The sequence below is a fragment of the Pseudomonas sp. NPDC088322 genome (assembly GCF_044740745.1).
In the GTDB taxonomy this organism is placed as follows: domain Bacteria; phylum Pseudomonadota; class Gammaproteobacteria; order Pseudomonadales; family Pseudomonadaceae; genus Aquipseudomonas; species Aquipseudomonas shirazensis.
The window spans coordinates 235,671-248,806 of the sequence record NZ_JBIURK010000003.1 but is presented as its reverse complement, the minus strand read 5'-3'; the positions used below and the strand labels follow the sequence as shown (position 1 = coordinate 248,806).

Below are 13,136 nucleotides of genomic sequence, written 5' to 3'. Positions count from 1 at the left end.
CAGCCGCAAACGAAAAAGCCGCCCATCAGGGCGGCTTTTTCATGTCTGCAAAACCGTAATCAGCGATTACGGGTCAGCAGGGCCGGGCGCTCGCCACGCGGGCGGCTCGGCAAGTCTTCCAGCTGCTCAGGCGTTGGGTAACGCTCGAGCTTGGATTCCTTGCGGATGATCACTGGCTGGCTTTGCGATTCACGCGGGTTGCGTACTGCTGGCTCTTGACGAGCGCTGTCGTCACGGGCTGGGCGGTTACGGCCCGGGTTGCCGTCGCGACGGCCACCACCAGCGTTGCTGCCGTTGTTGCTGCGTGGGCGCTTGTCGCCAGCACCCTGACGTGGCTGGCCGCTGCCGCCGTTGTTGCTGCGGCCTTTTGCTGGCGCACCGGCACCGCGAGTGCCGCTGCCTTGGGTTTGGCCGGCACCAGCTGCAGCGCCTGGGCGACGGTTGCGGCCTTGGTTCTTGCCATTCTGGTAAGGGCTGACGTAGTCGGCCTTGTTACCGAAGTTATCCACGTCGTCGTCGAGGAACGCTTCCGGGTCACGGTTGCCGTTGCCATTACCGTTGGCTGGCGCCGATGCTTCGCGGCGCTCGCCCTGTGGCTGGCGCGGCTTGTTCTCACGTGGCTTGCGCGGCTGCTGCTGGCGCTCACCTGCAGGCTTGTCGGCCGGCTTTTCAGCGGCGCTGCTCTGCTTGGCGCGGCCTTTGTCTTTGCCCTTGTCCTTGCGTCCGCCGTTGCTGTCTTTGCCGGCGTCGCTACGCGGCTGATTACGACCACCGCGGCCGTTGGCCTGCGGGCGCTCACGGACTTCAGGCTTCTCGACTTCGACGGTGCTGGCGTCAAAGCCCATCAGATCGCCGTCCTGGATCTTCTGGCGAGTGACGCGCTCGATGCTCTTGAGCAGTTTCTCTTCGTCCGGGGCAACCAGCGAGATGGCTTCACCTGAGCGACCGGCACGGCCAGTACGGCCGATGCGGTGCACGTAGTCTTCCTCGACATTCGGCAGCTCGAAGTTGACCACGTGCGGCAGCTGGTCGATGTCCAGGCCACGCGCGGCAATGTCGGTTGCGACGAGGATGCGCACTTCGTTGGCCTTGAAGTCGGCCAGGGCCTTGGTGCGTGCGTTCTGGCTCTTGTTGCCGTGGATCGCTGCAGCCGGCAGGCCGTGCTTCTCAAGGTACTCGGCCAGGCGGTTGGCGCCATGCTTGGTGCGGGTGAAGACCAGCACCTGTTCCCACGCACCGAGGGTGATCAAGTGCGCCAGCAGGGCACGCTTGTGGCTCGCCGGCAGGCGGTAGACGCGCTGTTCGATACGCTCGACCGTGGTGTTCGGCGGCGTGACTTCGATGCGCTCGGGGTTGTGCAGGAGCTTGTCGGCGAGGTCGGTGATGTCTTTGGAGAAGGTCGCCGAGAACAGCAGGTTCTGGCGCTTCGCCGGCAAACGGGCGAGGACCTTCTTGACGTCATGGATGAAGCCCATGTCGAGCATGCGGTCGGCTTCATCGAGGACCAGGATTTCGACGCGGGACAGGTCAACCTTGCCTTGGCCGGCCAGGTCGAGCAGGCGGCCAGGGCAGGCCACCAGTACGTCGACGCCTTTGGCCATGGCCTGAACCTGTGGGTTCATGCCGACACCGCCGAAGATGCAGGTGCTCACCAGGCTGAGGTCGCGTGCATACACTTTGAAGCTGTCGTGCACCTGAGCCGCCAGTTCGCGGGTCGGGGTCAGCACCAGTACCCGCGGTTGACGCGGGCCGTGGCGCTGGGATTTGTCTGGGTGGCCGCCCGGGAACAGACGCTCCAGGATCGGCAGGGCGAAACCGCCGGTTTTGCCAGTACCTGTCTGTGCGGCGACCATCAGGTCGCGACCTTGCAACACGGCGGGGATGGCCCGCTGTTGCACTGGGGTAGGCTCGGTGTAGCCCGCTGCTTCGATAGCGCGGACAAGTGCCTCGGAGAGACCGAGGGAAGCAAAGGACATGGGCAATCCTGTTCTGGTGGGGGCTAGGCCCTATAGGGTGATCTGCCTGGCGCGACGGGCATCTGAGGGATGCGATCGCGTCCGGTCCAGCTTGGTGTCCACTGCGCATCAGAGAAACATCGGGCCTGCGCTGTAGAGCGCGTTGGCGATGATCGAGATGCCTGGATGAAGACCGAGCGTCCGGGCGTGAGCCTGGCGGGAAGGCCCGAGTATAACAGAGCTAGCGAAGTGTGCTGCTTTCCTGCTGCTCAACGGCGCCAGGCAGCACTCCAAGGTCGTCTTCGAAGCGAGCGATCATCTGCACGTAGGCGGGTTCTTGCTTGAAACGGCGCAGTTCGTCGGCAAACGAGCGAGCCAGTTGTTCGCGCCCGGGCTTGCGCGCCAGACCCAGATACTGGTTTTGCCGATCGATCAGCAGCGGCAATTGTTCGATTTGCTGCTGCAGCCCCATCTGCCGGCGCAGATAGCGCCCGACGCGACTGTCGGTGACCAGCAGATCGATGCGGCCGAGCATCAGTTTGCCGAAATTGGCCTCGTGAGTGGGCGCCGGCTCACGTTTGAACAATGTCGACTGATTGAATGCCGCGCCATAGTCGTAGCCCGGCGAGGTGCCGAGGGTCAGCCCGGCGAGGTCCTCCAGTCGCTTGACGGCGCGGTGCTGGCCGTGTCTGCCGAGCAGAACGAACTCGACTGCGGACAGGGGTTCGTCCGGGAACACCATGAACACCTTGCGCGCATCGTTCTGGAAAATCCCCAGCACGCCATCGGCCTGGCCCTGCTCGACCATCGCCAGGCATCGCTTCCACGGCATGAACTCCCAGTCGACCTGCACACCGAGGCGCTTGAACACCTCGCTGGCAACCTCGTACTCGATACCCTGCGGCTGGCCGTTGTGTTCGTAGACATAAGGCGCCCAGTCATCGCTGACCACGCGCAGGCGTTCGGCCTGAGCCGAACAGCTCAGGCAGACAAGCAACAGGCAGAGTAGGCGGGGCAGAGGCGACATGGCGTGAGAGTACGCCGTCCATCGGGCGATGAACAGTGAACGGGGCTTGTACAAACGCTGATAGTTGTAAACACCTGGGTGCCGTTCACAAACGCCTGTAGGAGCGGCCTTGTGTCGCGAAAGGGCCGCGCAGCGGCCCCAGATTTTCAGCTTCGCCGCCAATATCGCCGGGCCAGCTACGCTGGCCTTTCCGACCGGTCCGGCGCCCCGGCAAGGCCGCTCCTACACAAAGCAGATCGCGTTAGCGTGGCAGCTTGAGGTTGTTCCAGATCGCCAGGCTCGGTTCGGCCTGGTTCAGGGTATAGAAGTGCAACCCAGGTGCGCCGCCTTGCAGCAGTTGCTCGCACATGTTGCTGATCACTTCTTCGCCAAAGGCCTGGATGCTCGCGCTGTCGTCGCCATAGGCTTCCAGTTGCTTGCGGATCCAGCGCGGCAGTTCAGCACCACAGGCGTCGGAGAAGCGCGCCAGCTTGCTGTAGTTGGTGATCGGCATGATGCCGGGCACTACCGGGATATCCACGCCCATTTTCTGCACGCGTTCGACGAAGTAGAAATAGCTGTCGGCGTTGAAGAAGTACTGGGTAATGGCGCTGTCGGCACCGGCCTTGACCTTGCGCACGAAGTTGCTCAGGTCGGCTTCGAAGTTCTGCGCCTGTGGGTGCATCTCGGGGTAGGCGGCAACTTCCAGGTGGAAGTGATCGCCGCTTTCCTGGCGGATGAACTCGACCAGGTCACTGGCGTAGCGCAGTTCGCCCGAAGCCATGCCCATGCCCGACGGCAAATCACCGCGCAGGGCGACGATCCGTTTGATGCCGGCAGCCTGGTATTCGCTGAGCAAGCCGCGCAGATCGGCCTTGGAATCACCGACGCAGGACAGGTGCGGTGCGGCGGCGACTTTGACTTCATGTTCCAGCTGCAGCACAGTGTTAAGCGTGCGGTCGCGGGTCGAACCGCCAGCGCCGTAGGTGCAGGAGAAAAAATCAGGATTGTAGCCAGCCAGCTGGCGAGCAACGGCCATCAGCTTTTCGTGACCGGCTTCGGTCTTGGTCGGGAAAAACTCGAAACTGTAACGGCGTTCTTCGGACATCGTTCGTTCCTCATGCAGCCAACGCCAGTAGCGCGCCTTCAGCTGCAATCTGCAAGTAAAAGCCAGAGCGGTGAAGGCCGGTCTGGCTTGGCGTCATTCAATTGCATGGACTGCCCGCGGCAAGCATGTCTGCCGCGGGCCACTCGCTTAGTAGCGGTAGGCGTCCGGCTTGAACGGGCCTTCGACGGTGACGCCGATGTATTCGGCCTGCTGCGAGGTCAGCTGGGTGACCACGCCGCCGAAGCCACGGACCATTTCCAGAGCGACTTCTTCGTCGAGTTTCTTCGGCAGCACTTCAACGGTCAGACGCTCGGCTTTCTTCTCGGCCGAGAGGTCAGCGAACTTCTGCCCGAACAGGAAGATCTGTGCCAGCACCTGGTTGGCGAACGAGCCGTCCATGATCCGGCTTGGGTGGCCAGTGGCGTTGCCCAGGTTGACCAGACGGCCTTCGGCCAGCAGGATCAGGTAGTCGTCGTTCTGCGGATCGAAGTCGCCAGCGCCGGTGCGGTGAATCTTGTGCACCTGCGGCTTGACCTCTTCCCATGCCCAGTTCTTGCGCATGAAAGCGGTGTCGATTTCGTTGTCGAAGTGGCCGATGTTGCACACTACAGCGCGCTTTTTCAGCGCCTTGAGCATGTTCGCATCGCAGACGTTGACGTTACCGGTGGTGGTCACGATCAGGTCGATCTTGCCCAGCAGAGCTTTGTCGATGCAGGCTTCGCTGCCGGTGTTGAGGCCGTCGATGAACGGCGAAACCAGCTCGAAGCCGTCCATGCAGGCTTGCATGGCGCAGATCGGGTCAACTTCGGAAACCTTGACGATCATGCCTTCCTGACGCAGCGACTGGGCCGAGCCCTTGCCGACGTCACCGTAGCCGATGACCAGCGCCTGCTTGCCCGACAGCAGGTGGTCGGTGCCGCGCTTGATAGCGTCGTTGAGGCTGTGACGGCAGCCGTACTTGTTGTCGTTCTTGCTCTTGGTGACCGAGTCGTTGACGTTGATCGCCGGGACTTTCAGCTCGCCCTTGGCCAGCATGTCGAGCAGACGGTGAACACCGGTGGTGGTCTCTTCGGTAACGCCGTGGACGCGATCCAGAACCTGTGGGTACTTGTCGTGCAGCAGCTGGGTCAGGTCGCCGCCGTCGTCGAGGATCATGTTGGCATCCCATGGCTGGCCATCCTTGAGGATGGTCTGCTCCAGGCACCACTCGTACTCTTGCTCGGTCTCGCCTTTCCAGGCGAATACCGGGATACCAGCAGCGGCGATGGACGCAGCGGCCTGGTCTTGCGTGGAGAAGATGTTGCAGGACGACCAGCGCACTTCGGCACCCAGGGCAACCAGGGTTTCGATCAGCACGGCAGTCTGAATGGTCATGTGGATGCAGCCGAGGATTTTCGCACCCTTGAGCGGTTGCTCTTCGAGGTACTTGCGGCGCAGGCCCATCAGTGCCGGCATTTCCGATTCGGCGATGATGGTTTCGCGACGGCCCCAGGCGGCCAGGGAGATGTCAGCGACCTTGAAATCGGTAAAACCAGCAGGCGTGTTTACAGCGCTCATGAAGAGCCTCCATTCGTAGTGTGCGAATGGGCGCCGTTGTGCGTTGAGCGTCCACTTGAGCGGACAACGCCCCATCCGAGCCTGACAGGTCGAACCTGCTGCAGCGCCCCTCGGACAGGTGGCGGGCATGGCACCGCGGCGGGTGGCCATGTTAAACGGCGCTGATTATAGCCGGGCAGGGCGATCAGGCCCAAGGTTTTCTGTCGATTAATCGCGACGATAGTCGATGACCAATGGAGCCCTGCGGCAGGCTCTGCCATCATGACTGCACGTTAGCCAAAGCTGGTAGGAGCAATGATGAACTTCCACACCCGCAAATGGGTAAAACCCGAAGACCTCAACCCCAATGGCACTCTGTTCGGCGGCAGCCTGCTGCGCTGGATCGACGAGGAAGCGGCGATCTACGCCATCGTCCAGCTGGGTAATCAGCGAGTGGTGACCAAGTACATCTCGGAGATCAACTTCGTCAGCGCCTCGCGCCAGGGCGACATCATCGAGCTGGGCATTACTGCCACCGAGTTTGGCCGCACCTCGATCACCCTCAAGTGCGAAGTGCGCAACAAGATCACCCGCAAGAGCATCCTCACCGTCGACAAGATGGTCTTCGTCAACCTGGGTGACGATGGCTTGCCGGCTGCGCATGGGCGCACCGAGATCAAGTACGTGCAGGATCAGTTTCCCGACTCTGCCGTAGAGTGATTTTTCGGGGCCGCCAAGCGGCCCCGACATTCTCAAGGCTGAACGCTAACCTTGCTCACCACACGACCAATGCTCAGACCCTGAATCAGGATCGACGACAGCACCACGATGTAGGTGATCGACAGCAGCAAATCACGCTCTTCACCCAGCGGCAACGACAACGCCAGCGCCACCGACACGCCCCCACGCAAACCACCCCAGGTCAGCACGCGAATGGTGCCCTGCGGCACGCTGCGCCAGCGGCGCAGCAGCAGAATTGCCGGCGCCACCGTGAGCAGGCGCGACATCAGCACGGCTAGGGCCAGCACCGAACCGGCGGCCAGGTGCATCCAGTTGAACGGCAGCAGCAACAGCTCCAGGCCGATCAAGGCAAACAACAAGGCATTGAGCATGTCATCGATCAGTTCCCAGAAACCGTCCATGTAGCGCCGGGTCATGTCGTTCATGGCCAGGTTGCGGCCCATGTTGCCGATGATCAGGCCGGCCACCACCATCGCGATCGGTGCCGAGACATGCAGCTCGTAGCACATTGCCGAGCCGCCGATGACCAGCGCCAGGGTCAGCATGACCTGGACCTGGTATTGGTCGATGCTCTTGATCATGCGATAGGTCGCATAGCCGATCAGGCCGCCGAAGGCGATCCCGCCGATGGCTTCGCGGGCGAACAGCAGGGCGGTCTCGGAGATACTTGGCGTCTCGCCCAGCTGGACGATGCCGAGCAGTACCGTGAACACCACCACCGCCGTGCCGTCGTTGAACAGCGACTCGCCAACGATGGTGGTCTTCAGCGGCTTGGAGGCGTTGGCCGTACGCAGCGCGCCGAGCACGGCAATCGGGTCGGTCGGCGATATCAATGCGCCGAACAGCAGGCAGTAGATCAGGCTGACGTGCCAGCCGAACATGGCGAACACCCAGTGCGCGAGAAAACCGATGACCACGGTGGCGATAAGCACGCCGATGGTCGCCAGCAGGCCGATCGGCCAACGGTAGCTGCGCAGATCGCTGAGGTTGACGTGCAGGGCGCCGGCAAACAGCAGGAATGCCAGCATCCAGTGCATCAGCAGGTCATTGAAGTCGATCTGGTTCATCAAACCTTCGACGCGTTCTTCCAGGCCCGGAAAGCCGATCAGGCTCAGACCCTGCAGAATCAACGAGAACAGCAGCGCCGTGACCATGACACCGATGGCCGGCGGCAGGCCGATGAAGCGATAGTTGACATAGGTGAGGAGGGTGGTCAGGCAGATAAAAGCGGCAACAAGTTCAAGCATCCCGAATCCTGTAAAAAGTGGCTTCCAAGTCGGACCCGAATCGCTCGGGTCACGGGTTTGATGGTGCAGCAGGGGGGGTGGGACACACTCTATGACCAGAAATGTCCGAATCGTTCAAAATATGTACAAGGGCGCCCCGGCCCTGTCCGCTGCGTAACCCGCTATATTGTGCCGACCTCTGAGTCTGAGCCCTCCAAGGAAACCTCGCGTGCTGGCAACCGTTCTTGTTCTTGTCGCAGCCCTGTTGCATGCCATCTGGAACACCCTGGTCAAGTTCAGTGGCGAGCGGCTGCTGGTGATTGCCAGCATGGACTCGGTAGCGTTGCTGTTCGCTGTGGTGGCTGTGTGGTTCGTCGATTTCCCGCCTGGCGAAATCTGGCCCTGGCTGCTGGTTTCGGCGCTGGCCCAGCAGATCTACCGGGTCTTGCTGATCAAGGCCTATCGGGTCGGCGACCTTGGTCTGGTTTACCCACTGATGCGCGGTTTGTCACCGCTGGTGGTGCTGGGTCTTACTCTGGCGTTTGCCGGCGAGACCCTCAGCGGCCAGCAGATCATCGGCATCTTGCTGATCCCCTGTGGCATGGCCTGCCTGCTCTGGCAGGGCGGTGGCGGTGCGCGTTTGCCATGGTCGATGTTGCCGGTAGTGGGGCTGATCGGGATGTGTATCGGCTGCTACACCTGGTTCGACGGCCAGGGCGTGCGTGCGTGGGGCAAGCCTTGGGATTATCTGGTGTGGCTCACCTTGCTCAGTACCTGGCCGTTTCCGCTGCTGGCCGGCGTTGCCCGGCGTGCACCGTTCGTGCAGTTCTGGCGTAATCAATGGCGGCTGGGCCTGGCGGTCGGTGTTTGCGTGCTGGCCAGCTACGCTCTGGTGCTGTGGGCGATGCACCTGGGGTCGGTGGCCGAGGCGGCGGCGTTGCGCGAGATCAGCGTGATTCTGGTGGTGCTGCTGGGCATGCGCTACCTCAAAGAACCTTTCGGCGGGCCGAGGCTCTTAGCTTGCGGGCTGGTGCTGGCAGGCATGCTGGTGATGAAGCTCTGAATCCAACTCTTTTGAACAAGGAATTCTGTCCATGACCGTTGCCCTGTGGTGCATTTTGATCGCCATGATCCTGCCGCCGCTGTGTGCGCTGATCGCCAAACTCAGCAGCGGCCGTTTCGGCATGCAACACAACCATGACCCGCGGGCGTTTCTGGACACGCTGTCAGGCCTGCCACGCCGCGCCCATGCTGCCCAGCAGAACAGCTATGAAGCCTTCCCGGCCTTTGCGGCGGCGGTGCTGGTGGCGGATATCGTCGGCAACGCCGAACAAGTGACCCAGGATGTGTTGGGGGTGATGTACATCACCAGCCGGTTGCTGTTCATCATCTGCTACCTGGCCGATTGGGCGATATTGCGCTCGATAGTGTGGTTTGCCGGTTTGGCATTGATCGTGGCGTTTTTTGTAGTCTCGGTTTGACCGAGCGACTTACGCCGACCGTGTAGGAGTGGCCTTGCCGGGGCGCCGGACCGGTCGGAAAGGCCAGCAGAGCTGGCCCGGCGATAAACGCGGCGAAGCATAAATCGTAGGGCCGCTGCGCAGCCCTTTCCGACCGGTCCGGCGCCCCGGCAAGGCCGCTCCTACAGGGGGAGGCGATGGTGTCAGGGGACTTTGGGTAGCTCAGGCAATGGCTGGCCTTTGGGCCAGAGCATCCAGATCTGCCCTTGCTGCTTCATGTTGCCGGCCAACTCACCGGCTTGCGGCCCGGTACCCCAGAACAGGTCGGCACGTACTTCGCCGGTGATCGCCCCGCCGGTATCCTGCGCGCCGACCGGGCGCACCACGGGTGAACCATCCGGGCGGGTGGTCGACAGCCACAGCAGGCTGCCCAGTGGGATCACCTTGCGATCGATGGCGACGCTGTACCCTGCGGTCAGCGGCACGTTCAACGAACCGCGCGGGCCTTCGTTGCTGTCCGGCCGGGTGCTGAAGAACACGTAACTGGGGTTGCTCGCCAGCAACTCCGGTACCCGCTGCGGGTTGGCCTGGGCCCAGGCGTGAATCGCGCCCATGCTGACATCTTCTTTCTTCAACTGGCCTTGTTCGATCAGCCAGCGGCCGATCGGCCGATACGGGTGGCCGTTCTGGTCGGCATAACCCAGGCGTAACTGGCGCCCGTCTTCCAACTGAACCCTGCCAGAGCCCTGAATCTGCAGGAATTGCAGGTCCATCGGGTCCGTCAGCCAGGCCTGCACAGGTGCGTTGACGCCATCACGGTAGATGGTTTCCGAGGTGTCATAGGGCTTGAGCACGCGGCCTTCCAGGCGCCCGCGCAGGCGCTTGCCCTTGAGCTCAGGGTAGATACTCGCCAGATCGACCACGATCATGTCCTGCGGCACGCCGTACACCGGCACCTGGGCCGCCGCAGTGCGGGTCAGGCTGCCAGGGTAGACCGGCTCGTAATAACCGGTGATCAGCCCGGTGGCGTTGTTCTCGGCCGAGCGCAGGCCGTACACCTGCAGGTTCTGCTGGAGAAACGCGCGGGCCTGGGCGGCATCGTCAGGAATGCGCAGCGCCGCCTCGCAGGTCGCTGCCCAGACCGCATCGCGCTTGAGCTTCTCGCAGCCGACGCGCCACGCCTGAAAGCCCGCCAACAGATCAGCATCACTGACGCTGGGCAGATCTTTCCAGGTGGCGGGAGCATAGGTGGCAATGGCGTGCGGTTCAGGCTTGGTGCTGTCACCGCCGTTGCAGCCGGCCAGCAGGGCCAGGGCTGGCAGCGCCCAGGCGAGCTGGCGCAGAGCAGATTTCATGGTTGAATCCTTGAGCGGGTAGCGGCGTGGCTGCCCCTGTTTTCTGTAAGGGTATTGGTCTTTGTCGAGCAGGCGAGGATACTGTCGGCCCTCTTCCGATGCCAATGTGACCGTGATGTTCAAATGTTTCACCGTGCTGCTGGTAGCTAGCCTGGCCCTGCTGGGCTGCGACCGTGTCGATCCTAACTCACCGCTCGGGCAGCGCAAGGCGATCTTCAAGCAGATGCTCAACACCAGCGAAGACCTTGGCGGCATGCTGCGCGGACGCTTGCCGTTCGATGGCGACAAGTTCGCTGCCGGCGCCATCAAGCTCGATGGGCTGGCGCACGCCCCTTGGAAGCATTTTCCGCAGGCTCAGGATGGTGGCGACAGCAGTGCGCGGGCCGAGGTCTGGCAGCGCCAGGCGCGCTTCGAGGAGCTGGCCCGGCAACTGGAAGGCGTGACCGGTGAACTGGTTGCCGCGAGCAGCAACAAACCGCTGAACGCAGCGCAGTTGCAAGCGCCTACGGACAAGGTCGAAGCGGCCTGCAAGGCCTGCCACACCGAATTTCGTAACCACTAGGCCGCGCTGACGCCGGCAGCGCGCTCACGGTTCAGCGTGGCGTCGGAGTGGTTACTTTTCCAGATCGTCGAGCGCCTCCTGCAGCTCCTTTTTCGATTCGGCAAGCTTGTCTTTACGCTTGTTGATCTTCTCGGAGTCGCCGCGCTTCATGGCTTTGTCCAGATCCTTGGTGCGCTTGTTCACCTCGTGACGCGCATCCAGCACCTTCTGCTCGCGCTCTTTGCGCAGGCTGCTGTCGGTGCAGTTGGCAGTCACTTCGCTCAGGGCTTTTTCCAGACCAGCCTGCTGGTTGCTGTTGCCGTGGGCACGTGCCTGCTCGATCTGTTCGCTGATCGCTTGCTTCTTGGCGGCGCAACCTTTGAGCTCGGTCTGCTCGGCAGCCAGCGCGCCGTGGGCAGTGAGGCCAAGCAAGGCGGACAGGGCGAGGGTAGAGAACAGTTTCATCGGGGGCTCCATTCGGGTGCAGGGCAGCGAAAAGGGAAATGCTGCCCTGATCCGGCAAAATTAGAAACCCTTGATTGTGTGATGGCGTAACTGCCCGGCCAGTAATTGCACTGCGTCGTCATTGAAAAATGCCTGCAACTGCTCGGCACGGCCGTTGCCGATGCCGGGTTCCTGCAGCCATTCTCGTGCGGTTCTGCTCGCCATGGTCTGCCAGTCAGGGCCTGGCGCAAGGCGGCGCGGCGCAGGCATACCCAGGCCGTGTAGCCAGCGCTGGAAGGGTTGCTGGCGGGCTTGGGTGAACACCTCGAGCAGCTGTTCGGCGCGCGTTTCAGCGATGCCCGCAACACCCAGCAACTGCTCCCGGTCCAGGTTCAGCCAATCGTCCAGCGTACTGACCAGGCCGCTGTCGACCAGCTGAGTCCAGGTTGCCGAGCCCATTCCTTGCATGTTCAGGCCTTGCTTGCCGCCCAGCCAGTGCAGGCGGGCGACAAACTGCTGGCGACAGGCGGGGCTGTCCTGCCAGCAACTGAGCGAATGGTAGCGGCCCGGTTCCGGGACCTTTACCGGCGCACGCTGGCTGCTGCGCTGCACCACGGACTCCAACCGCGGAATGGTCAAGCCGGCCAGGCTTATTGCCACCTGATCGCCTGCACGGATGTCCAGCGCTTGCCAGCGTGCCAGCGACCCGAGGCTGACCTGACTGACCTGGCGATCATCCAGCTGCAGCGGTTTCAGCTGTAACAGAGGCGTGATGCGCCCGGTGCGGCCAACCTTGAACTGCACCTCGCGCACTTCGGCCAGTGCCTGGCGCAGCGGATACTTCCAGGCTGCAATCCAGTACGGCGCATTGGCCTGCCAACGCTCTGCGGCGGGGCGCTGATCCTGGCGCAGGATCACTCCGTCAGTAGCGAACGGCAGGGCTGATCGATACCAGTGCTGGCGCCAGTGAGCGGCCTGCTCGAAGGTATCGATGGCGACGCTGTACTGCTGGCTGTCGCTGAAGCCTAGTGCAGTCAGTGCACTGAGCCGTTCTGCCTGTGTAGCTGGGCCCTCGGGCCAATCCCAGACGAACAGGCCGATATCCGCGCCCAATTGCGCGCTGAGCTGCTTGCGCGCCATCAGGCCGGCGACACTCCCGCGGGCGCCGCGCCCACCGGCGGCTGCCTGCACGTGGTTGTCCAGGCGCAGGTACAGCTCGCCCTGCAGCGCCAGATCAAGGGCGCGTGGCAGTTCGCGCTGGATGCCCGAAAGGTACGGCAGGTGCCGGCTCCAGTCATGCCCATGGACGCCGTCACCGCGGCTCAGCAACTGCACCAACCGACCTTGTCGGTAAACCAGCGAGACCGCCACACCATCGACCTTGGGCTGAATCCACACGGCCTGTTTACCGCGCAGCCATTGTGCGGCGGCCTGCTCATCACGCAGCTTGGCGACGCCGGTATGAACAGTCGGGTGCGCCAGCGGGCCGCGCGCGCTGGCCAGCGGGTCGTCACTGGCATTGATGGCAAAGCACTGTTGCAGGTCCAGCAGGCGCTGCCGGCTTTGGTCGTAGAGTTCATCATCGACCAGCGCGATACCTTGGCGATGGTAGTGGTCATCCCACGTTGCCAGTGACTGGCGCAACTGTTCGACCTCTTGTTGCGCCCGCTCGCCAGGCCAGGCGGGGCAAGCGGCGGCCTGAGCACCCGAGAGGTACAACAGCGACAGCAAACACAGCAGCAGTTTAAGCATCATGGCCAGCAT

The 13,136-nt window shown here is 62.7% G+C and carries 12 protein-coding genes and 1 riboswitch; of the genes, 4 read left to right on the top strand and 8 right to left on the bottom strand.

What is annotated here, in order from left to right; all coding sequences use genetic code 11:
* Positions 1-59 precede the first annotated feature (59 nt).
* The 4 genes from ACIOAU_RS08725 to ahcY form a co-directional block, all read right to left on the bottom strand.
* Complete coding sequence (locus ACIOAU_RS08725) at positions 60-1,976, bottom strand: DEAD/DEAH box helicase (protein ID WP_220632949.1); 1,917 nt, start codon at positions 1,974-1,976, stop codon at positions 60-62.
* A 220-nt stretch (positions 1,977-2,196) separates the two neighbouring features.
* Complete coding sequence (locus ACIOAU_RS08720) at positions 2,197-2,982, bottom strand: substrate-binding periplasmic protein (RefSeq protein WP_401181379.1); 786 nt, start codon at positions 2,980-2,982, stop codon at positions 2,197-2,199.
* 241 nt (positions 2,983-3,223) lie between these two features.
* Positions 3,224-4,069 (bottom strand): methylenetetrahydrofolate reductase [NAD(P)H], encoded by an 846-nt coding sequence (metF, locus tag ACIOAU_RS08715; RefSeq protein WP_101315758.1) that lies wholly within the window; start codon positions 4,067-4,069, stop codon positions 3,224-3,226.
* A gap of 147 nt (positions 4,070-4,216) precedes the next feature.
* A complete protein-coding gene (gene ahcY, locus ACIOAU_RS08710; RefSeq protein ID WP_101315760.1) occupies positions 4,217-5,626 on the bottom strand; it encodes an adenosylhomocysteinase in 1,410 nt (469 codons plus the stop codon).
* A gap of 21 nt (positions 5,627-5,647) precedes the next feature.
* A riboswitch (S-adenosyl-L-homocysteine riboswitch) is annotated at positions 5,648-5,744 on the bottom strand.
* A 179-nt stretch (positions 5,745-5,923) separates the two neighbouring features.
* On the opposite strand from ahcY, the gene ACIOAU_RS08705 reads away from it, so the two are divergent.
* Positions 5,924-6,325, top strand: a complete 402-nt coding sequence (locus ACIOAU_RS08705; RefSeq protein WP_016489524.1) for an acyl-CoA thioesterase — start codon at positions 5,924-5,926, stop codon at positions 6,323-6,325.
* Positions 6,326-6,357: 32 nt separating this feature from the next.
* On the opposite strand, the gene ACIOAU_RS08700 is transcribed toward ACIOAU_RS08705, so the two are convergent.
* Complete coding sequence (locus ACIOAU_RS08700; RefSeq protein WP_101315762.1) at positions 6,358-7,593, bottom strand: sodium:proton antiporter; 1,236 nt, start codon at positions 7,591-7,593, stop codon at positions 6,358-6,360.
* A 208-nt stretch (positions 7,594-7,801) separates the two neighbouring features.
* Between ACIOAU_RS08700 and ACIOAU_RS08695 the strand changes: the two genes are divergently transcribed.
* Together ACIOAU_RS08695 and ACIOAU_RS08690 are read left to right on the top strand one after the other, a co-directional pair.
* Positions 7,802-8,635, top strand: a complete 834-nt coding sequence (locus ACIOAU_RS08695; protein ID WP_101315764.1) for a DMT family transporter — start codon at positions 7,802-7,804, stop codon at positions 8,633-8,635.
* 31 nt (positions 8,636-8,666) lie between these two features.
* On the top strand, positions 8,667-9,053 hold the full coding sequence (locus ACIOAU_RS08690) for an MAPEG family protein (RefSeq protein ID WP_101315766.1): 387 nt from the start codon (positions 8,667-8,669) through the stop codon (positions 9,051-9,053).
* A 182-nt stretch (positions 9,054-9,235) separates the two neighbouring features.
* Here the strand turns inward: ACIOAU_RS08690 and ACIOAU_RS08685 are convergent, their stop codons facing one another.
* Positions 9,236-10,387 carry a murein transglycosylase A gene (locus ACIOAU_RS08685; protein WP_101315768.1) on the bottom strand — a complete coding sequence of 384 codons (1,152 nt, stop codon included), beginning with the start codon at positions 10,385-10,387 and terminating at the stop codon, positions 9,236-9,238.
* A gap of 115 nt (positions 10,388-10,502) precedes the next feature.
* Here ACIOAU_RS08685 and ACIOAU_RS08680 point away from each other — a divergent pair, with 115 nt between their 5' ends.
* Positions 10,503-10,949, top strand: a complete 447-nt coding sequence (locus tag ACIOAU_RS08680) for a cytochrome c (protein ID WP_220632952.1) — start codon at positions 10,503-10,505, stop codon at positions 10,947-10,949.
* Positions 10,950-11,000: 51 nt separating this feature from the next.
* On the opposite strand, the gene ACIOAU_RS08675 is transcribed toward ACIOAU_RS08680, so the two are convergent.
* The gene (locus ACIOAU_RS08675) at positions 11,001-11,393 is read right to left on the bottom strand and encodes a DUF1090 domain-containing protein (protein ID WP_101315772.1); all 393 of its coding nucleotides are present in this window, start codon (positions 11,391-11,393) and stop codon (positions 11,001-11,003) included.
* A gap of 60 nt (positions 11,394-11,453) precedes the next feature.
* Positions 11,454-13,127: an NAD-dependent DNA ligase LigB gene (ligB, locus tag ACIOAU_RS08670; RefSeq protein ID WP_401181371.1), complete on the bottom strand. Its 1,674-nt coding sequence runs from the start codon at positions 13,125-13,127 to the stop codon at positions 11,454-11,456.
* Positions 13,128-13,136: the final 9 nt, after the last annotated feature.